The organism is Priestia sp. VA7, assembly GCF_055710015.1.
This window is the reverse complement of the sequence record NZ_JBVQPN010000004.1, coordinates 410,972-435,733: the sequence shown is the minus strand read 5'-3', so window position 1 is coordinate 435,733 and position 24,762 is coordinate 410,972. Positions and strand designations below refer to the sequence as shown.

General features: G+C 38.0%; 25 protein-coding genes. 3 read left to right on the top strand and 22 right to left on the bottom strand.

The window, feature by feature from the left end; genetic code table 11:
• Window positions 1–8 precede the first annotated feature (8 nt).
• The 4 genes from AC0C45_RS20045 to AC0C45_RS20030 all read right to left on the bottom strand — a co-directional run bounded on the left by AC0C45_RS20045 (window position 9) and on the right by AC0C45_RS20030 (window position 4,554).
• Window positions 9–1,880: a PTS fructose transporter subunit IIABC gene (locus AC0C45_RS20045; RefSeq protein WP_472928635.1), complete on the bottom strand. Its 1,872-nt coding sequence runs from the start codon at window positions 1,878–1,880 to the stop codon at window positions 9–11.
• 12 nt (window positions 1,881–1,892) lie between these two features.
• Window positions 1,893–2,807, bottom strand: a complete 915-nt coding sequence (gene pfkB / locus AC0C45_RS20040; protein ID WP_140450786.1) for a 1-phosphofructokinase — start codon at window positions 2,805–2,807, stop codon at window positions 1,893–1,895.
• Window positions 2,804–3,556: a DeoR/GlpR family DNA-binding transcription regulator gene (locus AC0C45_RS20035; protein ID WP_013056834.1), complete on the bottom strand. Its 753-nt coding sequence runs from the start codon at window positions 3,554–3,556 to the stop codon at window positions 2,804–2,806. Before AC0C45_RS20035 ends, pfkB begins: the two co-directional genes overlap by 4 nt.
• 644 nt (window positions 3,557–4,200) lie before the next feature.
• On the bottom strand, window positions 4,201–4,554 hold the full coding sequence (locus AC0C45_RS20030; protein WP_026106574.1) for a YolD-like family protein: 354 nt from the start codon (window positions 4,552–4,554) through the stop codon (window positions 4,201–4,203).
• A 247-nt stretch (window positions 4,555–4,801) separates the two neighbouring features.
• Between AC0C45_RS20030 and AC0C45_RS20025 the strand changes: the two genes are divergently transcribed.
• Window positions 4,802–5,641: a YitT family protein gene (locus tag AC0C45_RS20025; RefSeq protein ID WP_034652562.1), complete on the top strand. Its 840-nt coding sequence runs from the start codon at window positions 4,802–4,804 to the stop codon at window positions 5,639–5,641.
• A 31-nt stretch (window positions 5,642–5,672) separates the two neighbouring features.
• Here the strand turns inward: AC0C45_RS20025 and AC0C45_RS20020 are convergent, their stop codons facing one another.
• From AC0C45_RS20020 to AC0C45_RS19935, 18 genes are all read right to left on the bottom strand, one after another.
• The gene (locus AC0C45_RS20020; RefSeq protein ID WP_034652565.1) at window positions 5,673–6,407 is read right to left on the bottom strand and encodes an ABC transporter permease; all 735 of its coding nucleotides are present in this window, start codon (window positions 6,405–6,407) and stop codon (window positions 5,673–5,675) included.
• Window positions 6,408–7,115: an ABC transporter permease gene (locus AC0C45_RS20015; protein ID WP_257063596.1), complete on the bottom strand. Its 708-nt coding sequence runs from the start codon at window positions 7,113–7,115 to the stop codon at window positions 6,408–6,410. It lies immediately after the preceding gene.
• Entirely contained in the window at window positions 7,090–8,025 is a 936-nt protein-coding gene (locus AC0C45_RS20010) for an ABC transporter ATP-binding protein (protein WP_016763926.1), read from the bottom strand. The genes AC0C45_RS20015 and AC0C45_RS20010 overlap by 26 nt, the downstream gene beginning before the upstream one ends.
• Window positions 8,026–8,110: 85 nt before the next feature.
• The gene (locus tag AC0C45_RS20005) at window positions 8,111–9,475 is read right to left on the bottom strand and encodes a sensor histidine kinase (RefSeq protein ID WP_034652569.1); all 1,365 of its coding nucleotides are present in this window, start codon (window positions 9,473–9,475) and stop codon (window positions 8,111–8,113) included.
• Window positions 9,472–10,140 carry a response regulator transcription factor gene (locus AC0C45_RS20000; protein WP_016763924.1) on the bottom strand — a complete coding sequence of 223 codons (669 nt, stop codon included), beginning with the start codon at window positions 10,138–10,140 and terminating at the stop codon, window positions 9,472–9,474. The genes AC0C45_RS20005 and AC0C45_RS20000 overlap by 4 nt, the downstream gene beginning before the upstream one ends.
• An 82-nt stretch (window positions 10,141–10,222) precedes the next feature.
• Window positions 10,223–11,218, bottom strand: coding sequence for a ketoacyl-ACP synthase III (locus AC0C45_RS19995; protein ID WP_034652572.1), 996 nt, complete (start codon window positions 11,216–11,218; stop codon window positions 10,223–10,225).
• A 108-nt stretch (window positions 11,219–11,326) separates the two neighbouring features.
• Window positions 11,327–12,400 (bottom strand): sulfate/molybdate ABC transporter ATP-binding protein, encoded by a 1,074-nt coding sequence (locus AC0C45_RS19990; protein ID WP_472928629.1) that lies wholly within the window; start codon window positions 12,398–12,400, stop codon window positions 11,327–11,329.
• Window positions 12,401–12,419: 19 nt separating this feature from the next.
• Window positions 12,420–13,286: a sulfate ABC transporter permease subunit CysW gene (gene cysW, locus AC0C45_RS19985; protein ID WP_016763921.1), complete on the bottom strand. Its 867-nt coding sequence runs from the start codon at window positions 13,284–13,286 to the stop codon at window positions 12,420–12,422.
• 12 nt (window positions 13,287–13,298) lie between these two features.
• Window positions 13,299–14,135 carry a sulfate ABC transporter permease subunit CysT gene (gene cysT, locus AC0C45_RS19980; protein WP_237893936.1) on the bottom strand — a complete coding sequence of 279 codons (837 nt, stop codon included), beginning with the start codon at window positions 14,133–14,135 and terminating at the stop codon, window positions 13,299–13,301.
• Window positions 14,136–14,229: 94 nt separating this feature from the next.
• A complete protein-coding gene (locus tag AC0C45_RS19975) occupies window positions 14,230–15,294 on the bottom strand; it encodes a sulfate ABC transporter substrate-binding protein (RefSeq protein WP_237893935.1) in 1,065 nt (354 codons plus the stop codon).
• 252 nt (window positions 15,295–15,546) lie between these two features.
• The gene (locus AC0C45_RS19970) at window positions 15,547–15,699 is read right to left on the bottom strand and encodes a Fur-regulated basic protein FbpA (protein WP_034652581.1); all 153 of its coding nucleotides are present in this window, start codon (window positions 15,697–15,699) and stop codon (window positions 15,547–15,549) included.
• Between the two features lie 347 nt (window positions 15,700–16,046).
• On the bottom strand, window positions 16,047–16,211 hold the full coding sequence (locus AC0C45_RS19965; protein WP_074895903.1) for a YezD family protein: 165 nt from the start codon (window positions 16,209–16,211) through the stop codon (window positions 16,047–16,049).
• A 372-nt stretch (window positions 16,212–16,583) separates the two neighbouring features.
• Window positions 16,584–17,963, bottom strand: a complete 1,380-nt coding sequence (locus AC0C45_RS19960) for a sensor histidine kinase (protein ID WP_257063617.1) — start codon at window positions 17,961–17,963, stop codon at window positions 16,584–16,586.
• 1 nt (window position 17,964) lies between these two features.
• Window positions 17,965–18,639 carry a response regulator transcription factor gene (locus tag AC0C45_RS19955; RefSeq protein ID WP_237893934.1) on the bottom strand — a complete coding sequence of 225 codons (675 nt, stop codon included), beginning with the start codon at window positions 18,637–18,639 and terminating at the stop codon, window positions 17,965–17,967.
• Between the two features lie 144 nt (window positions 18,640–18,783).
• Window positions 18,784–19,671: a UTP--glucose-1-phosphate uridylyltransferase GalU gene (gene galU / locus AC0C45_RS19950; protein ID WP_034652588.1), complete on the bottom strand. Its 888-nt coding sequence runs from the start codon at window positions 19,669–19,671 to the stop codon at window positions 18,784–18,786.
• Window positions 19,668–20,072 (bottom strand): GtrA family protein, encoded by a 405-nt coding sequence (locus AC0C45_RS19945; protein WP_013082947.1) that lies wholly within the window; start codon window positions 20,070–20,072, stop codon window positions 19,668–19,670. Before AC0C45_RS19945 ends, galU begins: the two co-directional genes overlap by 4 nt.
• Window positions 20,065–21,030 carry a glycosyltransferase family 2 protein gene (locus AC0C45_RS19940; RefSeq protein WP_095379579.1) on the bottom strand — a complete coding sequence of 322 codons (966 nt, stop codon included), beginning with the start codon at window positions 21,028–21,030 and terminating at the stop codon, window positions 20,065–20,067. The genes AC0C45_RS19945 and AC0C45_RS19940 overlap by 8 nt, the downstream gene beginning before the upstream one ends.
• 13 nt (window positions 21,031–21,043) lie before the next feature.
• Complete coding sequence (locus AC0C45_RS19935) at window positions 21,044–23,317, bottom strand: ArnT family glycosyltransferase (RefSeq protein WP_257063621.1); 2,274 nt, start codon at window positions 23,315–23,317, stop codon at window positions 21,044–21,046.
• Between the two features lie 240 nt (window positions 23,318–23,557).
• Here AC0C45_RS19935 and AC0C45_RS19930 point away from each other — a divergent pair, with 240 nt between their 5' ends.
• Window positions 23,558–24,130 (top strand): GNAT family N-acetyltransferase, encoded by a 573-nt coding sequence (locus tag AC0C45_RS19930; protein ID WP_057236998.1) that lies wholly within the window; start codon window positions 23,558–23,560, stop codon window positions 24,128–24,130.
• Window positions 24,131–24,198: 68 nt separating this feature from the next.
• A complete protein-coding gene (locus AC0C45_RS19925) occupies window positions 24,199–24,675 on the top strand; it encodes a hypothetical protein (RefSeq protein ID WP_257063623.1) in 477 nt (158 codons plus the stop codon).
• Window positions 24,676–24,762: the final 87 nt, after the last annotated feature.

The following is a 24,762-nucleotide window of genomic DNA, read 5'->3' as shown; positions in this document are numbered from 1 at the left end:
TTTATTTGTTATTCTGCTTTTGGCTTTTTTAATACCCCTACAAGAACCGCCGTTACAATTGCACCAATTAAGATTGCTAGTGCATATAAAAGAGGATTTCCTTGTACAATTCCGATAACGAATACACCGCCGTGTGGTGCTGGTAAACCGATGTGGAACATCATTGTTAAAGCACCTGCTACTGCAGCACCGATAACCGATGCGGGAATAACACGGCCTGGGTCAGCTGCTGCGAATGGAATCGCACCTTCTGTAATAAATGACAGACCCATTACATAACACGTTTTACCTGTTTCGCGCTCTTGGCGAGTAAATTTGTTTTTGAACAAAGTTGTCGCAATAGCCATACCTAATGGTGGAACCATACCGCCTGCCATAATCGCTGCGTGTGGTGCATAGTTTCCAGCATCAATCATTGCAATACCAAATGTAAAGGCTGCTTTATTAATAGGGCCACCCATATCAATTGCCATCATACCGCCTAAGATAATACCTAATAATACTAAGTTACCTGTACCAAATCCACTTAACCAGTGCGTTAATCCTTTGTTAATTGCACTAACTGGCTCGTTTACAACATAAAGCATAATCAATCCTGAGATAAAAATCCCAAATAGCGGATAAAGAAGAACTGGCTTAATTCCATCAAGCGCTTGCGGTAAACCGCTGAATAATTTCTTTAATCCCACTACTACATAACCCGCTAAGAAACCAGCGATTAAACCACCTAAGAAACCGCCTCCGCCAGAAGCTGCTAAAAGACCTGCAACCATACCAGGAGCTAAACCAGGACGATCAGCAATACTCATTGCAATGAACCCTGCTAGTACCGGTACTAGTAAGAAGAATGCATTATCTCCGCCAATTGTTTTTAGCGCCGCTGCGAATGCATTGTACGTCGGATCTTTCGGTTCTGCTGAGTGAATGCCAAACATGAATGAAATAGCAATTAAGATCCCGCCCCCTACAACAAACGGAAGCATTGCTGATACACCGCTCATTAGGTGTTTGTAAAACCCTGTACGCTCTGATCCTTGACTTCCTCCGCCTTCTTTGCTGCCACCGCCGCCGCTGTATATAGGAGCATCTCCTTTTAACGCGCGGTTAATTAATTCTTCAGGCTTGCGAATTCCTTCAGCTACTGGAACTTGAATAACTTTTTTACCTGCAAAACGTTCCATTTCTACTTGCTTGTCCGCTGCAACAATAATAGCGGTAGCGTTTTCAATTTCTTCCTTCGTCAACGCGTTTTTAACACCGCTGGAACCATTTGTTTCAACTTTGAGCGTCACGTTCATATCTTTCGCTTTTGCTTTTAGGCTGTCCGCTGCCATATATGTGTGGGCAATTCCTGTTGGACAAGCCGTTACAGCAAGCACTAATTGATCTGAAGCCGTATCCACTTCTTCTTCCGGCGCTTCATTTTCAGTTTCTTTATCATCAATTGCTTTAATAACTTCATCAATCGATAATGCCGTTAGCAACGTTTTTCGGAACGATTCGTCCATTAATAACGTAGACAAACGAGATAGTGTTTCTAAGTGAGCGTTATTTGCGCCTTCACTCGCTGCAATCATAAAGAATAGATGTGCAGGCTGTCCGTCTAATGATTCATAATCGATACCTTCTGTTGAGCGTCCAAATGCAATGGCCGGCGTTTTTACCGAGCTTGTTTTCGCATGCGGAATGGCGATGCCTTCCCCAATTCCCGTTGTACTTTGAGATTCACGGTTTAAAATTGCTTCTTTATAGCCAGCTCGGTCGCTTAAGCGACCAGCTTCGTCTAATTTTCCAACTAACTCATCAATAACATCAGCTTTTGACGTGCTTTTTAAATCAAGAATGATTGTATCTTTTTTTAATAGTTCTGTAATTCTCATTCTCGGTTCCCCCTACTCTACCTTTGTGATTGACACTTGTTCACGAAGCGTCTTTACATCTTCTGCTGTACATAATTCAAGTGAGAATGCTGTGGCACTTCCTGAAGCAACTCCTGTTTGAAAGGCTTCTAATAAATCCCCTTGCTTTACATAAGAAGCAATAAATCCAGCTACAAGTGAATCGCCAGCTCCAACAGAATTTTTCACTGTTCCTTTAGGGACTGTGGCACTGTAGACACCGCTTTCGTTAATAAGAAGTGCTCCATCGCCTGCCATGGATACAACGACGTTTTGCGCTCCTTGTTCCACGAGTTTTTTACCATATACTAGCGCATCTTCTGCACTGTTTACTTCTACATCAAACAATTCTGCAAGTTCATGATGATTCGGTTTGATAAAAAACGGCTTGTGAGACACGACGTCTAGCAAGGTTTTTCCACTTGCATCTACTACAACTTTTACTCCGTTCGCTGCAGCTAGTTCAGTTAATGTTTCATACACGGAACTTGGAAGCGTTTTCGGTATACTCCCTGCTAATACGAAGATATCGCCTTCAGTCATTTGCTTTACTTGAGTCAATAAAGACTGAAGCGCTTTGTCTGTAATAGCAGGTCCTTGACCGTTAATTTCTGTTTCTTTTTCCGTTTTTAACTTTACGTTAATGCGGGTATCTCCATCAACTCTTGTAAAAGCTGTTTCGATATTCTCCGCTTTTAAGTAGTCTTCAATATAGGTTCCTGTAAAGCCGGCTACAAAACCGAGAGCTTTATTATCAACACCTAATCGCTTTAAAACGCGAGAGACGTTAATGCCTTTTCCTCCTGGAAACTTGGCTTCATTCGTTGTGCGGTTAAGCCCGCCTTCTTCGAATGCTGAAACATGTACTACGTAATCAACGGATGGGTTCAACGTACATGTATAAATCATGATTTCACAACCTTTATGTCTGTTTTGTTTGCATACTGTATAAGTACATCGCTAGGTACGTCATTTGTTATAATTTTTGCTTCATGTAAATCGGCTATTTTCGCAAAACTTGTTTCAAAAAACTTAGTAGAATCTGATAAAATATAAGATTCTCTAGACAGCTTCATTGCCGTTTGCTTGATTAATGCTTCTTCTGGATCGGGAGTTGTATATCCATATTGATGATGAATCCCATTCGCTCCCATAAAGCACTTATCAAAACGATATTGCTCAAGACTTAAAAGAGCTCCATTGCCAATTAAAGCGCCCGTTTTATGTTTAACGGATCCTCCAATTAAATAGAGGGTGATACCTTGTTCTAGCATCGGGTTTAAATGCATTAAACCATTTGTCACGACAACTACATCTTTTTGCTTTAAAAAAGGAATCATTTCATACGTTGTAGTTCCTGCATCTAAAAAAATACAGTCACCTTCATTTATAATGGAAGCCGCATACTCTGCAATGTTTCGTTTATCTTGAACATTTTTAGCAGATTTTTCGATAACGCTCAGTTCAATTCGTTTACTGCGAATAAGCGAAGCGCCACCGTGAACACGTTTGAGCATTTGCTCTTCTTCTAGTTGACTTAAGTCTCTTCTAATTGTGGATTCCGAAGCGCCTGTAACTTCGATAAACTCTTGCACTTTTACAAGTTCTTTCTCTTTTAAAAGTTTTAAGATTAGTTGATGTCTCTCCGGCGTTAACATGTTCTAGCTCCTTTTTCAAAAAAGCGTTTTCATTTATTTCATGTACTTACTTTATCACGGTTTACATTCAAAATCAATCATAAAAAATCAAAAACATTCATTTTTTTAATTACAAAATAAAGTTTTTTGAATGAATAATTAGTTTTGCATTTGTTTTAATGATAGTTTATACAAAAGGAAATAAGCTGGTAATTCAAGAATTTGTCTACTTTTCTCATTATATGTAAAGGTTTTCTTCTACCCAATTAGATATGACTGTTTTTGACTATTTCTTGACCGATTGAATTTTTCTGACTGAATCACGCATAGCTTGTCCTGATTTCACAAAAGCTTACACACCAAAAAAGTTGTCCACCTTTTTGGACAACTCAAAGTGACCCATCATTTAAATAAAAACAGAAGCATATATAATATGGAAGCAAGGGCAGAAGAAATAGCTAAACTTGAGATAAAACGAACGAGTCTTTTTTTAATGAACTGCGTTAATTCGATTTCTCTTACTTGGGTTTTTTCATTTTGCATACAATAATCCCTTCTTTAATTAAAATTTCCTAGTAGCTAGAAGTTGCTACTCGCAGAATATGCTTTTATGTATTGTATGCATGCGTTAAAAAAAAGATACAAAACGAACAAAAAAGCTACTCTTAGCTAGAGTAGCTTTCATCTTTCCATACATCTGCTTCAATTACTGCATCCGCTCGAATCGAATATGTATAACAAGGGCCTGTAACCATCAGCGTATTCGACTGCAGCGAGACTTTATCAATCGTCACTCGTTCATACCTTTGAATATGTCCTGCTTCATAGACGTGAAGTGTTACTGGATGATGCTCCGAGTAACTGTTCATAATGACATTTTCAATATGCTCAATCTTTTCCTTTTTCAACCCTAAAGGCTGCTTATGCGCATCGGGACTGTACATTTTCTTCATTTTCTCTAAATGCTCGGGCATTACTAACTTCGCATACTGTTTTAATTCATCTTGATACACGTTCATTCTCCCCCTTGACTCTTGCTTCTATTTTACCGAACGAACATTCTCATTGCAAAACTTTTTAATCAAAATAAAAGCAAACAATTCATTCTTTCATACTCCATAAAAACTGTCAAAAGATTTTATGTTAATAGCAGAAACTGATTTTAAAAAAATAATGATATCCCATCTTTAATTCGGTCTCTAGAGTTGGTATAATACATTGTCATGACTGTGTTTTCGGAGCTTTTGATGATTGGAGGTAACGTTCATGATTAATAAAATAAAAGAAATTATCCTCATTATTCTAGGGAGCCTCATTTTCGCACTGGCCATTAATTACTTTGCTATTCCAAATGAATTAGCAGAAGGCGGCGTAACCGGTGTAACAATGATTACCTATTATGTATTAGGCTGGTCTCCGGGTATCACAAACTTTATATTAAACGGTTTGCTGGTACTGATCGGATACAAATTGCTTCACAAACGTGTGATTGCTTACACAATTATATGTATTATTTTTACGTCTCTATTCCTACATATAACTGAAGGACTGGGAAATCCTCTTGACGATACGCTACTGGGGGCTATTTTTGCTGGTATTTTAGCTGGTGTAGGACTCGGACTTGTGTTTAGAGGTGGCGGAACTTCCGGAGGCTCTGCAGTTATTGCCCGCTTAGCTAATCAATATCTAGACTGGAATATTAGCAAAACGATGCTGGCAATTGATTTATTAGTTGTAGCAAGCGCTTATTTTGTCATCGGTGGAGAAAAGACGATGTATACGGTTATTTCTCTTTACATCGGAACGAAGGTGCTTGATTATATCATTGAAGGACTCAACCCTCGCAAAGCAATCACTATTATTTCACACCGTTCAGCTGAAGTAGCCGAACAAGTCAATAAAAAGATGCAACGCGGCGTCACTGTCTTTTCTGCTCATGGAAGCTATACAAAAGAAGCAAAAGACGTATTGTACGTAGTTGTGAACAAACAAGAACTGCTAGAATTAAAGCGTATTATTCATAAAGTCGACGAACAAGCTTTTGTGGTCGTACACGATGTGCGCGACGTCTTTGGAGTAGGTTTTACCATTCCAAAAGCCGGCTGAAAACCCGCTATAAAAAAGCGGGTTTTTTCTATTATATATGTTTGCGCTGAAAATACAGTAAACCTGCTGCTCCAAAAAGCAGAAAGCTGCTTATAACAACTGCTAGGAAGTTCTGTGTAGTCAGCATCAACCCCCATGATGCTTTTCCCGTTACACCTAACATTCCATACATTGGCTGAGTCCATGGGTACCAGGGACCAAATCGTTCAGAATTAGCAACGAATAAATTCGGTAGTGTTAAAATGACATTGACTGTTAAAGATGCTCCAAAGCTAGAAAGTGCCATTGACACTGCTAGCATAAACGCTAGAATTGGCAACACTGCAACCCAGCCGCCTAGCATATTTCCAGCTATCATTTTTAGTGGAATAGCATTCGGATAGCCTTTCAACATGCCAACTCCTAATAAAACAACAAATACAAGCACTTGAAGAATTCCCATGAAAGCTGCTGATGTGATCAATTTTGCTCCGTATACGGATGTTCTTGTCACAGGAAGAGACAGTAATTGCTTCCACCCTCCGGCTTCGTGTTCATACCGACAGATGAACGATGTTACTAACCCGCCAATTAACGGATAAAACAGTAAGCCGTGAACATTGGCAATCAAAGCATCTGCCATTAACCATTTCATCCTCCCGTTTGGCATTGCCTGATCACCTACAAAAAGGATAGCAGCAATAAGAATGGGACTAACAAAAAGGTAAGTCCAGGCTTTTGTTTTAAACAATTTAAACCATTCTATCTTGCACAATTGCCACAACATTTAGGCCACATCCTTTTTGATAAAGTGAAGAGCACCTGCAGCATATAAAAAAACGCCGATAATTACACCTGTTATCATATACGTATTCCGATAATCGGAAAACACTAGCATTGGCCATTGCCAGAAAAACCAGCTCGGCAATTCTCTCATACCACTCATTGCCACACTCATCACAATACCTAGTGCCAGAGAACGGCTTTGATTTTTAAAAAGCATAGATAGCCATATTTGAATAGCCACAAACGGAATAGCCGAAAAAAACGGATAAAAGGTATAAACAAAAAGAGTTTTCCAAGAAGGAGGCAGACCAAATCCTAACCACCACCCTAGCCCAATTATACCGATTAATAGAACAGCAGAAGCGATAAGTAGCATAAACATAACTACTACAAATTTTGCTGTATAAACACTCAGTCTGCTCACAGGTAAGCTCAGCAACTGCTTCCATGAGCTTCTATGATATTCAATATGTGCTACATTTGAAGCAAGAATCGTTCCTCCCAGTAAAAAAGCTATTGGAAGCGTGATGTTTAGTTCATGCAAAAGGCCTTCCCACACGTTCGGGTTTTGCTGAGTTAAATATTCATATCGAACGCTATAATCAACTAGCGTTAAGCCAATTACACCCGCTGGACCTAAAAATAGTAAAAACCGGAGCCATTTTCTTTTTAACTTTATACACTCAGCCTGCAGTATTTTTGTGAACATATCCATTCTCCTCACTCGTCAGCTTTAAAAAGATATCTTCTAATGATTTCGATTTTTCTTCAACTCGGTAGATTGAGACATTTTCTTGCACAAGCTGATAAACAAGATGGGCCACTTGCTCGTGATCAATATAATCTAAAAGAAGACTGTGTTTATCGATAGTAGGTACAAACCCATTTGCTAATAGTATTGTTTTAGCCTTTTCTATCTCTCCCGTTGTAAATGCCACTTGATGCTTAGCCTTTTTGCGAAGCGATTCAATCGATCCATTAAATAGCATCTTTCCTTTTGTAATAATACCTACTTGAGTCGCTAGATGGTCAATTTCATAGAGTAAATGACTTGAAATCAATACGGTAACTCCGTTTTTCCCTGGCATTTCTTTAATTAATGAACGAATTTCTTGAATTCCTGCAGGATCCAGTCCGTTGGTTGGTTCGTCTAAGATTAATAAACGAGGATTTCCGAGGAGTGCAGAAGCAATGCCAAGCCGCTGTTTCATCCCAAGAGAAAAGCCTTTGACTGGACGATTTGCTTCTTTTGTTAATTTTACAATATTTAGTACTTCATCCACTCTGTTTTTAGATACACCTAGTATTTTGCGAAGTACCTCTAGATTTTCTCTCGCAGTTAAATGCGCATAATAGGAAGGGCTCTCTACAAGTGAACCTATCTTTTTTAAGGCTTGAATATGCTGCCTGTGATTTTTTATTCTTTCTCCAAACAGCTCAATTTCCCCGCTCGTTGGCTTCATTAGCCCGAGCAGCATTCGGATCGTTGTCGTCTTCCCTGCTCCATTGGGTCCTAAAAACCCGTAGATTTCTCCTTCTTTAATGGATAAATTCACTTCATTTACAGCTTCTGCTCCTTTAAATACTTTTATCAGCTGAATCGTTTTAACAATTTCCACTTTTATCACCTCTCCTTTACTATAAACAGCTAAAGTTAAGAGGAAGGAAAAGAAAGGTTAAAATTCGTTTAAAAAAGCGTGTGAATTAATCACTCGCTTTGTACACAATTTGAATATCCGTTCCATGTTTTGTAGAATGAATTGACCACGTTAACCCCATTTCTTTAATCATCGCATCCACAATCGCTAGACCTACACCGTTTTGCTTCGTATGGCTATTCTTGTTAAAGCCTGACCCTTTATCAGAAATGGTGAGAGAAGATAAATCATGCTCTTGAACAAGGCGAAAGCCAATAAAGTTACCTTCTTTGGCATGACGAATGACATTTTGACATAAATTATCTATTATTCTTTCTAACCACTGAACATCTCCGCGCCAATATATAGACTGAGAAGGCAGTTGAATATCCACTTCCATATTCTCTTCTTCAAATAGTGGATACCATTGTGCAATGCTTTTTCTAAGAAATCGAGCCATATCAACTTCCTCTTCCCGATATGGATATTTTCTATTTAACAGCAGCGTATAGGAAAATAAATTATCTATTAAATCACTAACAAATTCTACTTTCGTATCAATTACCTCAAGAGATTGTTGAACGTTCAAGGCCATTTCTTCGTTTTTCATCTGATAAATATGAGTTCGAACAGTCGTGAGCGGTGTTCGTAAGTCATGCGATAGACTCATAATTAAGTCTTGTCGCAGCTGTTCTTCTTGCTGCTCTCGGTCCCGGCTTTCATGAAGCTGTTTAACCATTTGATTAAACGATTGTTCTAGCTGGCCAATTTCATCCGTGGACTCAGATACAACAGGTAAAGGAATTCCTTGCTCGTCTTTGTTGTTCATAGCAGCTTGTAACGCTCGCAGCCTTTTTCGAATTCGAAGAAAAAAGAATAGAGAAAGTACAATAAAAGAAAGCACAATGATAAAAACAAATCCTAAATAAATATTATAGTAGGCTGGGTCTAGCCTTTGAATAGGAGGCTCAACGGCTTTTTCTGGCACTTCAATGACCATAAAACCTTGCTTTTTATCTGTTCCAATAAAGGTAATAACCGTATACGGATCGTTTCCGTATCGTTTTTTGATAAATTCAGCCGTATAAGAAGATGACCATTGCTTCGGAAGGGATTCATGGTAAGGAAGCGGAAGCTGTGTTTGGCCAGCTTCGTTTACCCAGAACATTGAAGCTTCAGGGTATTTTTCTTTTAATAATTTTAGCTTTTGATTAATTGTTTTCTCATTTGCTCCTTCTAGCTTTTTGGCTTCTTGATTCCATATTTGTTCGTAGTAGCTTTTTCCTTTATACTCTTCATTTAATAATCCTTGAATATGCATAAAAGGAACGGTGATCAGCCATGAGCCTGCAAAAAATGATACAGGTATAATTAGTACAGCAGCAATCATAATTAAGATATATTTCGTGATAAGAGACTGTGTAACATTCATTGCTTCACCCTGTACCCAATCCCTCGTATTGTTTCAATAATTTCAGGCTTAGCTGCATTTTTCTCCAATTTTTCTCGCAAATAGCGAATATGTACCATTAATGTTTTATCTCCTTCTATATAACGCTCTTTCCATACCCCTTCATAAATTTGTTCTTTTGTTAAAATTTGATTTAAATGCTGAAGGAAATAAGTAAAAATATGAAATTGCTTACCTGTTAAACTAATTTCTTCACTTGTCTCTCTGTTCATCACGCGATAGTCTCTCATCGAAATATGCAAATGTTTTAAAATAAGCTCTTCTTTCTTTCTTGAAAATCTTCTTAACAATACTTCAAGCCTTGCAAGCAGCTCTTCTGGATGAAACGGCTTTGTGACATAGTCATCGGCAAACTCTAGTCCCATGATCTTATCTTCTAGAGCTGTACGAGCTGAAAGCATTAAAATTGGGACATCAGGTGCTAGTTTTTTAAGCTTTTTTCCCACTGTAAATCCATCTAACCCAGGAAGCATTACATCTAAAATGACAATATCCGCTTGTTTAATAAACCGACTGGCGATATCTCCTGATTGTAACCAAGTAACTTCATAGTTTTGCTTTTTAAGCTCATTTTGAATCATTAATCCAATTTCTTCATTGTCTTCAATGTATAAAACGTGATTCATATGCACCCCCCTTTACTTCTTTTTCCATTTTATCGAATTCTTCTTAGCAGTAAAAGACAAAAAAGCTAAAAGGCATCGCCTTTTAGCTTTTTTCTTTACACGTCCATTTAATTAACAGACCGCAGTGCGTTAATCCTCCTCCAAACCCATAAAGAATAAGGAGGTCATTACCCTGTACTTTTCCTGTCATTATTCCTTCGTTTAAAGCAAGCGGAATAGAAGCTGAAGATGTATTTCCGCAGTATTGCACACTCGTTAACGTTTTATCCATTGAAACACCTGTTTTAGCACAAATAGCTTCAATCATTCGAAGGTTTGCACTATGCGGAATAAACCAATTTACATCAGAAAGAGAAATGGAAGTATTCTTTAATAATGCTTCTACTCCTTTTGGAATCGTTCGGACAGCAAAGCGGTATACTTCACGCCCGTTTTGAACTAAATTCCCGCTCGAATTAATTTCTTTTCCTGAAAGAGTATTAGATAAGTTAGAACGATATAAATTCACCCCTCCGCTTCCGTCCGTTCCGTAGTGACATCCTAAGAAACTCGGATTATGCTCATCGTACTCTACAAGCATAGCTCCCGCTCCGTCACCAAACAGCACGCATGTGGCCCGGTCCGTATAATCTGTAATTTTCGACATGACTTCAGCACCAATAACTAAAATCTTTTTATGCAATCCCGACGTCACTAAGCCGTTCGCCACATGAAGGCCATATGTAAAACCGGCGCATGCGGCACCTAGATCAAATGCAGCAGCTTGATCAATATGAAAGTAATCTTGAATCTGACATGCTACGCTAGGAAAAAAGTGATCTGGCGTTGTTGTCGAAACAATAATTGCATCTACATCTTCTATTTCTACAGCATATCGGTTAAGCAAATTTTCAACGGCTCGAATGGCAAGCGTAGATGTGTATTCGCCTTCACCAGCAATTCGTCGTTCTTTCATTCCGGTACGCTGTACAATCCATTCGTCACTTGTATCAACCATTTCTTTTAAATGGTCGTTCGTTAATTTTTGCTTTGGTGTATATATCCCCATTCCTGTGATTCTAGCTTTTGATTGCATCATTTCTCCACCTCAAATCAGTTGATACTTAATTATAACACCTACTTTTAATATCTGGTACTAATTTATTGTTAGATAAAAAGCGCAAAGGCATACCCTTTACGCTTTTTATTAAATAGAATAATCTTCTGGAATAAATACTTTTAGCTGCTTAGGCTTTACATACACCTTCTCTCCCACTTGAAGACTGAGGACTTTATAGTGCTCTTTGCTCAATTCAGCTTCTAAAAATTCTTCTGCATCTTCTCTTTTTAATTCAACTTGCACGATAGCCCCTATCACATGAATATGGCTAATGGTTGCAGAAACAGCATCTGCGCTTGTTTTTACCTTTTCAAGGTGAATATCATGAGGTCGTACATACCCAACAGCTGCTTCTTCATTCCTTCCGTTAAATTCTGGAACATCCATTTCAAAGCTTCCTTGTTTTAGTCTGCCTTTATGAATGCGGCCCTTGAATAAATTGACGTTTCCTAAAAAATCGTACACAAATGGACTGTTAGGATGATCATATACTTCTTCAGGACTTCCAATCTGCTCAATTTTCCCGTTGTTCATCACAACAATACGATCAGCTACATCCAAGGCTTCTTCTTGATCATGCGTAACGAAAATACTGGTAATATGAAAATCATTATGCAATTTACGCAGCCATCTGCGCAAATCCTTGCGAACTTTTGCATCCAGAGCGCCAAAAGGTTCATCTAATAGCAGTACTTTCGGTTCTACTGCTAACGCTCGAGCAAGCGCTACTCGCTGGCGCTGTCCGCCCGATAATTGAGAGGGATAGCGATTTGCAAGCAGCTCTAGTTTAACAAGCTGCAGCAGCTCGGTTACTTTCTTGGTGATGTCTGTTTTAGAAGGCCTTGTTTTTTTAGGTCGTACTTTTAAACCATACGCAATGTTATCAAACACAGTCATATGCCTGAACAAAGCATAGTGTTGAAAAACAAACCCTACATTCCGCTCTTTTGGATTTATGCGCGTAATTTCCTTTCCATCAAATAAAATAGCTCCTTGATCAAGATGTTCAAGACCGGCAATGATACGAAGCAAAGATGTTTTTCCAGAACCGGACGGACCGAGTAAAGCTCCTAATTCACCCGTTTGAATATCAATGTTAATAGAATCCAGCGCTTTAAAATCACCAAAGTTCTTTGATACGTGCTTAATATGGATACTCATTTCATAAGCTCCTTCCTTTTTAAATATGTTTGACTTTCCACTCAATAATATTTTTTATAATTAATGTAAAAATAGCTAAAATTGACATTAAAGATGCTACCGCAAACGCTGCTGCAAATTGATATTCATTGTAGAGAATTTCAATATGAAGAGGCATCGTATTTGTCATTCCTCGAATGTGCCCAGACACAACGGAAACAGCTCCAAACTCCCCAATCGCCCGCGCATTACATAAAATAATGCCATATAATAAGCCCCATTTAATATTAGGTAACGTCACTAGAAAAAAAGTTTTGAAACCGCTAGCTCCTAACGTTAACGACGCTTCTTCTTCGGCTGACCCTTGAGCTTGCATGAGTGGAATCAATTCTTTGGCAACAAACGGAAGCGTTACAAAAAGCGTAGCTAATATAATACCGGGAATAGCAAATACAATTTTGATGTCGTGATTAAACAACCATTCTCCGAATAACCCTTGTGCACCAAATAATAAAATAAAAACCAATCCAGCAATAACAGGTGAAACAGCAAACGGCAAATCAATAAGCGTAATTAAAATATTCTTTCCTTTAAAATCAAACTTTGTAATTAACCATGCGGCTACCACGCCGAAAACGGCATTTAAAGGAACAGTAATAAGCACCACAATTAGCGTTAGTTTAATAGCAGCCAAAGCATCCGGATTTGTAATCGCAGCGAGATACGTTTCCAACCCTTTTTGAAAAGCTGTCATAAAAATGGTGATGAGCGGGAGCACTAAGAATAGAGCTAAAAAAGCCAGTGCAATAAATGTAAGCAGCCACTGGACGACTTTGGGCTCTTTTAAACTAGAATGATTAAGTTTAACAGTCGTTTTTGCATGCTGCATTGGAACATGTCCTGCCAATGTCATCCCTCCTTAACTATATACAAATTTACGATTTGTCCACCATTGAATAATATTAATAAGTAATAACAGAAAAAATGATACAACGAGCATGACTGATGCAATAGCAGTAGCGCCCGCATAATCGTACTGCTCGAGTTTTGTCATAATAATAAGCGGCGTAATTTCAGTTTTCATCGGCATATTTCCAGCAATAAAAACAACTGACCCGTATTCTCCAAGCGCTCTTGCGAATGAAAGAGAAAAGCCTGTTAAAATAGCAGGCACCAGCTCTGGAAAAATAACTTTTCTGAACGTTTGCATTCGGCTGGCTCCTAAACTAGCCGATGCTTCTTCGATCTCTGCATTAAAGTTTTGCAATACTGGCTGCACCATTCGGACAACAAACGGCAGACCAATAAACGTCAGAGCGATAATAATTCCGATAGGCGTAAATGCGATTTTAAACGTAAATAATTGACCCATCCATCCTTTCGGAACGTAAAGAGTGGTCAAGGCAATGCCGGCAACAGCCGTTGGTAAAGCAAACGGCAAATCTACAAGTCCATCAATAAACCTCTTTCCGGGAAAATGATATCTCACTAATACCCATGCAATAATAGTTCCAAAAATAACATTAATAATCCCTGCTGCAAATGCTGCTCCAAAACTTAATTTATATGATGCTACTACTCTAGAGTCTGTAACAGTTTTAATAAAGTCGCTCCATCCCATAGATGCCGTATTTAGAAAAATCATCGCTAACGGAAAAAGCACAAGGATACTTGCATAAAACATCGTAAAACCTAAAGAAAGCCCAAATCCAGGTAAGATACTTTCCTTTTTCTTCTGTCGTTGTAACACGCTCACGTCTTACACCTCTCTCTGCTTTCAAGATACATGTACACAGAAGATACGAATTACCATTCGTATCTTCCTCATTTACTTTTTTTAATGCATCATATTACTTTGGCTGATAAATCTGATCGAATGTTCCTCCATCGTTAAAATGAGTTTCTTGAGCTTTTTTCCACCCGCCAAAATCTTTAATGGTAACTAGGTTAAGAGAAGGAAATTGATCTTTGTGTTTCTCTAATACTTTTTCATTTCGAGGACGATAGTAATTTTCCGCTGCGATTTCCTGACCTTTTTCTGTATATAGATATTTCAAGTATGCTTTTGCTACCTTTGTCGTGCCTTTCTTTTCAGCTACTTTATCTACTACAGCAACAGGCGGTTCTGCTAAAATACTCAATGACGGTGTTACAATTTCAAATTTATCTTTTCCTAGCTCATTTAACGATAAGTAAGCTTCATTTTCCCATGCAATTAACACGTCTCCAATGCCCCGTTCTACAAACGTAGTTGTCGCTCCGCGTGCGCCTGAGTCTAACACTTCGACATTTCCATAAAGTTTACTCATGAAGTCTTCAACCTTTTTGTTACCTCCGTTATATTTATTCTTCGCGTATGCCCAAGCCGCTAAATAATTCCAGCGTGCGCCTCCAGACGTTTTTGGATTTGGTGTAATAACGGATGTACCTTTTTTCGTTAAATCATCCCAATCTTTAATTCCCTTTGGATTTCCTTTACGAACTAAAAAAACAATTGTTGATGTGTATGGTGTAGAATTATGAGCCAATTCTTTTTCCCAGTCTTTATTTAATAATTGGCGAGTTTGAGCAATTTCATCAATATCGTATGCAAGCGCAAGCGTTACGACATCCGCTTCTAAACCGTCAATAACTGCCCGGCCTTGCTTACCAGAGCCACCGTGTGATTGCTTGATAGTAACGTCTTGCCCTGTTTTATCTTTCCAATAAGATGCAAAGCTCTTATTGAACTCCTGATAAAGCTCACGTGTAGGATCATATGAAACGTTTAAAAGCTCTACTGGTTTTTTTGAATCGTTTTTACTCGCAGAACTATCTTTCCCTGCTGTTTCAGTAGATTTCCCATTGCCGCAACCTGCTAGCACGACCAGCAGTGCCGTTAGCACCATTAAAAACTGAACTGCTTTTTTCTTCATGTTTTACTCCCCTTTTTATAAAAAAATACAAAAAGGCCGCTATCTCTTTGAAAAGAGAAGCAGCCTTCAGTTAGTCTGATCAGCGTATATGCTCTTAAATTATTCTTATTAAATTTATTCGTAAGAATAAAAAGAAGATACTTTCTGAAAAGACAATTTATTCTTGTTTTTATAATAAACACACTTTACCTATTAGTCAACTAGGTTTTTAATCTTTTTTACACTTATTTTAGTTCTTTTTACGTACTTTCCTTACTTACTGCGTGCCAGATACTCTTTTTCTAAGTCAGAGAGTGTAAGTTCAAAAAGATGATGGTTTTCTTTTTTGTAAATCCCTTTTTTCAGTAACTCTTCAATGAGGTATTGTTTTCTTTGCCGCACCGCTGCTCGTAATAAATTTTCCATCTTTTCTCCTCCTATTATATTAATTTAAGAATAAAAAAAAGACTCCTAACACAGGTCAGAAGCCTTCGGTAATCCGGTCAGCACAGGAATGAAACTGTCAGATTTTCATAATTTTAAAAAGTATAAAGCTGCTGCTTTAGCAGCTTTATACTTCTCATCGTCTTACTCATACAACCTATAAATCAATTTTAATTCGAAAAATTCTAAATCTTCTACCGGAAAGAAAGTCAATTTTAATTCGAATACGCACGTTTTCTATATTTAGTACAGTACTTGCTTGCCCCGCCGTCAAGCATTCGCTAGCTAGGCTGGCCCTTCAGTTTCTCTAAATACGTATTTAATTAGGCTTATTTGTGGCTTACTACTTTGCTTTTAGCTAAAAAGCGGTTTTTTTCCGTGCTGTCCACTTGAGTAATTTGTCCATCGTGAAGAGTAATTAGTACAGATCCATAGTTGATTTCAGTTAGTAATTTAACAATATAATCTAATTTTTCTTGTGTAATTGAAGCCATTTTATCATTCTCCTATTCATAGATAAATTTATATTTTAGTTGCAGTTGAATAAACAAAGCGGACAACATCTATAAGTACTTGTATAATGTGCAGAAGATAAATACATGGTAATCCTCCCCATATGTTCAATTGAAGATTGAGATTTTAATGACCACAACCAATGTACAGAAAAGGCCCACACTAGTAGCGAACAAGTATGAGCCTTCGGTTGACCGATCAGCTTCTTTAGCATCCCAATTTTTTCAAAAGATTTATACTATCTATATTATTTACACTTTACCTATATGTCAAGTAGGGATTAAAAAAATAAATAGATATTATTAATTTTTTTTATATCTTTGACCTAATAAAAAAGACTCATCTGCATGAACTTACACAGACGAGTCTTTTTTAGCCCTATTTTTTTGGATAGGCAGGGTTACCGTAAAAATGCTTCCTTGTTCTTTTTTGCTTTCAACACGTACTGCGCCCTCATGCAGCCGAACAATTTTTTTTGTAATGGCTAGACCGAGGCCGCTTCCTTTTAACGTTCTCGATTTATCTACTTTATAAAAGCTTTCAAAAATATATTTTTGATCTTCTTCGGCAATACCAATTCCATTATCCTTTATTTTCACGTCTATTTCCTCGTTTTTTTGATGAATAGATATTTTCACAAATCCATTTTCAGGCGTATATTTAATAGCATTTGTTACTAAATTCAGCCAAACTTGCTCTAACAAATCTTTATCTGCTTCTATTTGAACATTGGATAAATCAAGGTCAATTTCTATGTTCTTTTTTGTCCACTGAGGTTCTAAAGCCATGACCACATGCCTGATTTGTTCATCTAACCGGTATTGCTGCAGCATTAGCGTTTGATGTTCAGAGTCTAGAGAAGCAAGCTTTAGCAAATTGGAACTAAGCTGAGAAAGTCTTGTACTTTCTTTTTCAATAATCGTTAAATATTGTATCTTTTTATCTTCACTGACGATATCATCTTTAAGTGCCGCTGAAAAACCGCGAATAGAGGTCAGCGGTGATTGAATCTCATGTGAAACGCTAGCAATAAACTCTTGCCTCATCGTTTCTATTTTGTTTAATTCTTTAGTCATCTGATTAAAATTTTTAGTTAACAGACCGATTTCATCATTCGCTGCGTGCTCGACTTGCACATTGTATTCGCCTTGTCCAACAACTTTCATCGCTGTACTGAGACGCTTAATCGGTTTAATAATAATCATTGAAACATATGCAAATAATACAATACCTACTAATAAAATCGTAATAAGCTGGATATTTTGAACATCTTGAATAACTGAAAATTGCCGCTGTGGATGAGACTGAATAAATAGAGCATACGACCGTCCATTTTCTTTAAAAGGAAGACCCACTACGTTTGGCTGTGGACGATCATCTTTTTCCTCGTTTAAATTAGAATAACGCTTCCCGTCTAATACTTGATCTACTTCTTTCGGTGTAATTAGAATAGGTGGTCCTGGCTGTCCTAATACTTTTTCTTCATGCTGATCATCAATAATAATAAACGAAAAATGAATGAATGATGAATTAGATAAAAACCTTGCAGCTTTGTCCGAGTCTTCTGCTCCGTACAAATCGATAAAATCTTCTCCCATCTTCACCATATCCTGACCTAATCGCATTTCGAGCTTCTGCTTGCTAAGAACTGTCGTGACGACAACGGTAATCACAACGCTCAATAAAATTGTAATGATGAACGACAGAACCAGCTTTACATAAATTGATTTCACGTTAACACCCTTCTGCTCTATAGCCTAGTCCGCGAATTGTTTTGATTTCCATACCGACGTTTTTCATATGATTAAGCCTCTCTCGCAGACGTTTTATGTGAACGTCTACCGTGCGCTCATCGCCTTCATAATCATATCCCCAAATTAATTGAATAAGCTGATCACGAGTAAAAATCTTTCCTGGAGAACTAACTAACGTGAACAGTAGTTCAAACTCTTTTAACGGCAGCTGTTCGCTTGTTTCTCCTGCACTCATCTCTAATTTGGTACGGTCTAGTTTTATATTCCCCATAAAGATTACATTGTTAGCTTCTACTCGGTACCTGCGTAAAAGAGCCTTTACCCGAGCAACCATTTCCTGAGGATCAAAAGGTTTCACGACATAGTCGTCTGTTCCGATATCAAATCCTTTTAGCTTATCATGCGATTCGCCTCTAGCTGTTACCATTAAAACTGGTATATCAAAATACTCCTTAATTTCCTTTGTTAGTTCCCATCCGTCTTTAAATGGCATCATGATATCAACGACCGCTAGATCAATTCGAAACTCTTCCATTTTCGCCCACGCTTCTTCACCATCTGCTGCTTTTATAATTTTGAATCCTTGATTTTCTAAATATAATGATATCAGCTCTCGAATATGTTGATCATCATCTGCAACTAATATTTGAATCATACATGTCTCTCCCTATTCCTAAGTTTGTCCAGCTTTTACGCACAGTAAGCTCTCTGTTTATAGTAAACAGAGAGCCGCATAAGATCATACAATAATTTTATACTTCAAATATGAACTGAATATGAACAAACTAATTAACTCTTATTAGCTGAAGTTGTTTGCTCGTTCTTTTTCTACAATTCCCTCCAAATACGATAAAAACGTTTGACGTAAATCTCTGCGCTTTAACGCAACTTCTACCATCGCTTTCATATAGCCTACCTTATCTCCAATATCAAAGCGCTGTCCTTCCAGTTCAAGAGCAAACAATCGCTCTTTTTCACATACCACACCCAGTGCATCTGTTAATTGTAATTCATTTCCTACTCCTCTTTCAATCGTTTTTAGATAAGAAAAAATAGAAGGATTTAAAATATAGCGGCCCATAACGGCAATAGTTGACGGAGCTTGTTCTATCGATGGTTTTTCAATCAAGTCATTCACTTCATGAAGGCTGCCAGATTTATTTTTCGGCTGAATGATTCCGTATTTTGATACCTCTTCAACATCCACTTTTTGAACTCCGATAACTGATTGATTAGTCGTTTCATACGCTTGGATCATCTGTTTGAGCGCAGGTTCTTCAGAAGTCATAATATCGTCTCCAAGAAGAACGGCAAACGGCTCATCTCCAATAAACTGTTCGGCACAAAGAATAGCATGACCAAGTCCTAACGGCTCTTTTTGACGAATATAGTGAATGCTGGCCATTGATGAGATCATTTGTACTTCTTTTAGCATTTGGAACTTGTGTTTTTCTTCAAGCATTTGCTCTAACTCAATTGATTTATCAAAATGGTCTTCAATTGATTTTTTGTTTCGTCCTGTAATAAAAATAATACTTTCAATACCTGATTTCACAGCTTCTTCTACAATATATTGTACAGCAGGCTTATCGACAATTGGCAGCATTTCTTTGGGCTGCGCTTTTGTCGCTGGCAAAAATCGAGTCCCTAAACCGCCTACTGGAATAACTGCTTTTTTTATCGTCATATATGAATCCCTCTTTCTTTTTTAGTAGTAAATACAAATAATTTAGTACCAATAAAGTTGATACCGACACTTACGATTGTAATTAAAAGTTTACTAAGTAGCAGCGCTACCCCCCATTTATTATATAGAACAGTCAATAGAAATGATGTTAGAGATAAAGTGATCAAATTTACGATCACAAATGAAATCACTTCACGCTTACTGCTTTTTTCTTTTCTCTCAAACGTCCATTTGCGATTCATGACATAACTGTTTAAAATGCCCGCACTGTATGAAATCCACTGCGCTAGTATATAGTTAACACCAATTGTTGTTAAAAGTGCGTACACTACAAAATCAATCAGTGTATTTAAAACTCCTACTAACGCAAATTTAATAAAAGATATCCATTTGTTAGTCACGAAGTGATACTTCCTTGCGTGGTTCAAGCTGATACTTTTCCCGGACGATATAGAGTGGACGATTTTTTGTTTCATCGTAGATGCGGCCAATATATTCTCCAATCATACCAAGAATAATTAAAATGATGCCGCTAAAGAATAGCTGAATGACAATTAATGACGACCACCCTGTGATGGTGCTGTCTGTAAATAACTTCAAATACAGCACCACTAAAAGATAAATAAAACCGATACCAGATAGCGTTACACCAGCATAGCTAGCTAGCTTCAGCGGTTTATAAGAGAAAGACGTAATGCCATCCATTGAAAGCTTCAGCATCTTTTTCAAAGGATATTTCGACTCACCCGCCAAACGCTCGTCTCGCTCATATTCTACTGCTATTTGCTTAAAGCCCACCCAGCTTACTAATCCGCGAACAAAGCGATTTTTTTCTTGAATGCTATTCATTTGATTGCACACTTTGCGATCTAGCAAACGGAAATCCCCTGTATCAAGCGGAATATCAATATCGGTCATCGCACGTAAGAAGCGATAAAACATAGCAGCCGTTTGTTTTTTAAAGTATGTTTCTCCTTTTCGCTTTGTACGCTTAGCGTATACAACGTCAAACCCTTGCTTCCATTTTTCAATCATCTCTAAAATCAATTCGGGCGGGTCTTGCAAATCAGCATCAATCACAACGACCGCCTCTCCTCTTGCATAATCCATACCAGCTGTAATAGCAATTTGATGACCAAAGTTACGGGCAAAATCTAATAAAACAACCGCTGGGTCTTGCTCACTGTACTCTTTAATGATTTCTGCTGTTCGATCTCTACTGCCGTCGTTCACGAAAAGAAGCTCGTAAGCTTCTTTCGTTGAATGCATCACTTCTGTGAGACGGCGGTAGGTTTCATGAATCACTTCTTCTTCGTTATAGACAGGAACAACAATAGAATATTTAACAATGGAACTCATGTTTATGCCCTCCTTATTTAAGCGTTATTTCGTATAGTGTTCCGTTTCCAGATGGCCCTTGCTGAGCACTTGATGAAGTAGACTGCCACTTGGAAGAAGGAATCTCCTTACTATTTTCTTTAATCCACGTGATAACGTCAGATTGACCTCCCTTGCCCATTCCAGACAAGTAGAAATATTTCACTTCACCTTTTTTAATCATGGCTTTTAATTTACTTACCGTTAAAATTGGATCTGAACCGCTAAATCCACCCATTGCCATTACTGGCTCGCCCGTTTTGATAATGTAAGGTGCAGCTGAAGTTGAATCCGTTGTGGCAAATAAATATTTTTCACCTGTATTATTTTTTGTTAAATAGTTTAGTAGCTTTTTGTTTACTTCTGCGTTCATCCCTCCACTTTTTCGTTTTGAAGATGATGATTTGCTTGAAGAGCTATTTGGCATTTGACTATTATTGGATGAACCGCCTGGCATTTGCATTTCACCACTGTTTGAAGAACCGCTTGGCGGCTGCATTTGACCATTATTGGACGAACCACCCGGCATTTGACCGCCGTTCGATGAACCGCTTGGCGGCTGCATTTGATTGTTTGAAGATGAATTGCCGCTAGAGCTTCCTGGAGGCTGCATGCCGTTAAAGCCAGACTGTTTGCTATTCGTTGCTGTGCTTGGAGGTCCTCCCATACCGCTTGAAGAATCAGGACCTGCTGATGGAAGCATGCTATTTCCACCATAAATAATTGGTGTCATCGCCCAGTACGCCGGCATCGCAAGTAAGACAACCATCGCTGCGGCTCCTAGGTAGTTCGTCAACGAATTTTTACGCTGTTTACGAACAGCTAAAACAAGAGCTAAAATGACGCCCAGTGCTCCTACACCTGCAATTGGCGCTACGCCGATTGAGCTGACATAAGGAGACATAATATATACTTGAAGTGCTGCTGTTGTTAAAATACCACCTGGCAGCAGCCATGATTTCCAGCCATTATGCTGTTTGTACATGCTCCATAAAGCTACTGCTCCCGCTCCGGCAAATGCAGCGATTGGAGGTGCCAGCATAATTAAATAATACTGATGGAAAAATCCTGCGATACTAAAGAAGACAGCTACTGGTAGCAGCCACGCTAACCAAAATAAACTTTCTTTTTGTTTTGTCGTGTAAGATCCTTTAAATTTTACTCCGGCAAATAAACCCACGATTGAAAAGATTACAAATGGTAATAACCAGCTGATTTGATCTGATAACCCTTTTTGGAATAGTCGAAAGGGACCAGGATTACCCGTGTTGAACATTCCATTTTGATTCCCTCCGCCTGGAGCCTGCATCTTTTGGGAAGAGCTGCTTTTTCTTTGATTTGAGCTTTGTGAAGAATCAGCACTTGAATTACTATTTTGTTTTGTTTCACTGCTTGCTGTTTGCTGCTCAGTTTGAGCAGACTGCTTATGACTGCTTCCCGTCACGCTTGTATTTCCAGTTAAACGATTAATACCGTTATATCCAAAAGCAAGCTCTAGAACTGAATTTGTCTGACTGCTTCCCATGTAAGGTCGCTTATCAGCAGAAGTTGAATCTACTACAACAGCCCACGATACAGAAACTGCAAGCATCAGTACAGTTGCTGTTGTTAAAAAAGAAATTTTCTTTTTCCACGTGATTTTGGTTGCCACTACATAGAAAACATAAAATGCTGGTAAAACCATGTATGCTTGAAGCATTTTCATATTAAAGGCAACACCAATCATCGCAAAAGCTGCTAACACCCAGCCAAATTTAGCCGTACGCACAGCACGAAATAACATCCACGTTGCTACTAATAATGTAAATACAAGCATACTATCGATATTGTTTGTTCGGCTTACCGCAGGTACAATTGGCGTCAGAGCCATGGCAAGAGCAGCAAATCTCCCAGCCCATACGCCAAACGTACGTTTTACGAGTACGTATAGTAAAAGGACTGAACCGATGCCTGCTAATGCTTGCGGTAGAATGACGCTCCATCCGTGAAATCCAAATATTTTGGCACTAATTGTCTGAATCCAAAATACAACCGGCGGCTTATCAATCGTTACATAGCCTCCTGGATCAAAAGATGCGTAAAAGAAATTATGAAGACTTTGAAGCATACTTTTGACAGCTGCCGTGTAATAAGCGTTGGCGTATTCATCTGTCCAAATTTTAAATAAGTTCAAAAACGCTGCAATTAAAACAATGGGAACTAAAAATAAGTCTATTCTTTTTTTATTTGAAGTTCGTTCTTCTTTCACTTCACTGTTCATGTGTTTCATTTCACTCCTTCGTAATTTCTGACTTTAGTCTAACAAGCATATGTGAACTGATTATGAACAGAAAAAATAATTTTTTATTTTTCAAAAACCCATTTGACCTCTTACGCTCACCAATGAAATATTTTACAATTAAAGAATCAAGCACATGAAATAGAAAGCGCATTTTTGGAATGCTGCAGCTTCTATGAAACATTATTATCAACACTTCATCCACTTCTTGCTGAGAAAGGAGACAACTTTATGATTCAAGTAAAAGATATATACGGAAATTTACCCACACTAGAAACCGAAAGACTCCGCTTGCGGAAAGTTACAAAAAAAGATGTGCGTGACATGTTTGAATATGCCTCAAATGAAAAGGTAAGCAGATATGTAAATTGGGAAAAGCACCGAAAGCTTCAAGATACAAAAGAGTTTGTTTCCTTCGTTTTAAAGCAGTACAGCAACCAATCCATTTCTCCTTGGGCTATAGAAATCAAAGCCTTAAAAAAATGTATTGGCACCATTGACTTTGTCACCTGGAACCCTACTCATCGCATTGCGGAAATTGGCTATGCGATTTCTGAAGAATATTGGAATAAGGGATTTGTTACGGAAGCAGCTGAAAAAGTAATTGCGTTTGGATTTGAAGAAATGGATTTAGTGCGCATTCAGGCAAGGTGCTTTGTTGAAAATGCTGCATCTGAGAAAGTAATGAAAAAAATCGGTATGTCTTATGAAGGAACGATTCGAAAAGCCATGTTTATTAAAGGAGCTCATCAAGACTTAAAGTTATATTCAATCTTGCGAGAAGAATATACACGCAACGCGTAGAAAATGTATAAAATACCTTCCATAACATAGGCTAACTTCAACACTAACTCTTTCTTTTGAGGTGAACAATGTTGAAGCAAGCAATTCAGCATTTAGACTTATCTGCCCATGGTTTGTGGTTTCCGATTACCGTTAGTTTATGTTTATTTATTCTTGCCCTTGTTTTATTTAAACGACAGCTAACTTGGCGAGATCTTTATATCACGTTTTGCGTAGTTGGATTTGTCGGATGGCTTTGTGATGTTATCATTACGCGTGTTTTTAACATGATTGATTTGGGAGATCCAAAAGTTACAGGACTTGGAGATATTCTAAGCTATACATTTATTCCACCTTCTCTTTCCATTTTATTTTTGACTTACTTAACAGCTAAAAATAAATGGGTTTTATCACTTCTCTTTTGCGCTGGTTCACTACTCATAGAATACGGAATGATTAAAAGTGGCTATATGCATTTAAACGGCTGGTTTTTTATCTATTCAATAGTGCTATACTTCCTCGTTTATGCTTTTGTGCTACCATGGCATATGGCATTTATTAAGTAAAAAAGCGGATGTTGGTTAACATCCGCTTTTTTACTATGCGCTTACTTTCTATCTGCTGAAATCCATATTTCATACCGACGTTTAGAA

What these genes read in the sequence shown, in the direction of transcription:
- AC0C45_RS20045 (WP_472928635.1), bottom strand. Translation starts at nt 1,880, where the DNA reads ATGAGAATTACAGAACTATTAAAAAAAGATACAATCATTCTTGATTTA.
- pfkB (WP_140450786.1), bottom strand. Translation starts at nt 2,807, where the DNA reads ATGATTTATACATGTACGTTGAACCCATCCGTTGATTACGTAGTACAT.
- AC0C45_RS20035 (WP_013056834.1), bottom strand. Translation starts at nt 3,556, where the DNA reads ATGTTAACGCCGGAGAGACATCAACTAATCTTAAAACTTTTAAAAGAG.
- AC0C45_RS20030 (WP_026106574.1), bottom strand. Translation starts at nt 4,554, where the DNA reads ATGAACGTGTATCAAGATGAATTAAAACAGTATGCGAAGTTAGTAATG.
- AC0C45_RS20025 (WP_034652562.1), top strand. Translation starts at nt 4,802, where the DNA reads ATGATTAATAAAATAAAAGAAATTATCCTCATTATTCTAGGGAGCCTC.
- AC0C45_RS20020 (WP_034652565.1), bottom strand. Translation starts at nt 6,407, where the DNA reads ATGTTGTGGCAATTGTGCAAGATAGAATGGTTTAAATTGTTTAAAACA.
- AC0C45_RS20015 (WP_257063596.1), bottom strand. Translation starts at nt 7,115, where the DNA reads ATGTTCACAAAAATACTGCAGGCTGAGTGTATAAAGTTAAAAAGAAAA.
- AC0C45_RS20005 (WP_034652569.1), bottom strand. Translation starts at nt 9,475, where the DNA reads ATGAATGTTACACAGTCTCTTATCACGAAATATATCTTAATTATGATT.
- AC0C45_RS20000 (WP_016763924.1), bottom strand. Translation starts at nt 10,140, where the DNA reads ATGAATCACGTTTTATACATTGAAGACAATGAAGAAATTGGATTAATG.
- AC0C45_RS19995 (WP_034652572.1), bottom strand. Translation starts at nt 11,218, where the DNA reads ATGATGCAATCAAAAGCTAGAATCACAGGAATGGGGATATATACACCA.
- AC0C45_RS19990 (WP_472928629.1), bottom strand. Translation starts at nt 12,400, where the DNA reads ATGAGTATCCATATTAAGCACGTATCAAAGAACTTTGGTGATTTTAAA.
- AC0C45_RS19975 (WP_237893935.1), bottom strand. Translation starts at nt 15,294, where the DNA reads ATGAAGAAAAAAGCAGTTCAGTTTTTAATGGTGCTAACGGCACTGCTG.
- AC0C45_RS19970 (WP_034652581.1), bottom strand. Translation starts at nt 15,699, where the DNA reads ATGGAAAATTTATTACGAGCAGCGGTGCGGCAAAGAAAACAATACCTC.
- AC0C45_RS19965 (WP_074895903.1), bottom strand. Translation starts at nt 16,211, where the DNA reads ATGGCTTCAATTACACAAGAAAAATTAGATTATATTGTTAAATTACTA.
- AC0C45_RS19955 (WP_237893934.1), bottom strand. Translation starts at nt 18,639, where the DNA reads ATGATTCAAATATTAGTTGCAGATGATGATCAACATATTCGAGAGCTG.
- galU (WP_034652588.1), bottom strand. Translation starts at nt 19,671, where the DNA reads ATGACGATAAAAAAAGCAGTTATTCCAGTAGGCGGTTTAGGGACTCGA.
- AC0C45_RS19940 (WP_095379579.1), bottom strand. Translation starts at nt 21,030, where the DNA reads ATGAGTTCCATTGTTAAATATTCTATTGTTGTTCCTGTCTATAACGAA.
- AC0C45_RS19935 (WP_257063621.1), bottom strand. Translation starts at nt 23,317, where the DNA reads ATGAAACACATGAACAGTGAAGTGAAAGAAGAACGAACTTCAAATAAA.
- AC0C45_RS19930 (WP_057236998.1), top strand. Translation starts at nt 23,558, where the DNA reads ATGATTCAAGTAAAAGATATATACGGAAATTTACCCACACTAGAAACC.
- AC0C45_RS19925 (WP_257063623.1), top strand. Translation starts at nt 24,199, where the DNA reads ATGTTGAAGCAAGCAATTCAGCATTTAGACTTATCTGCCCATGGTTTG.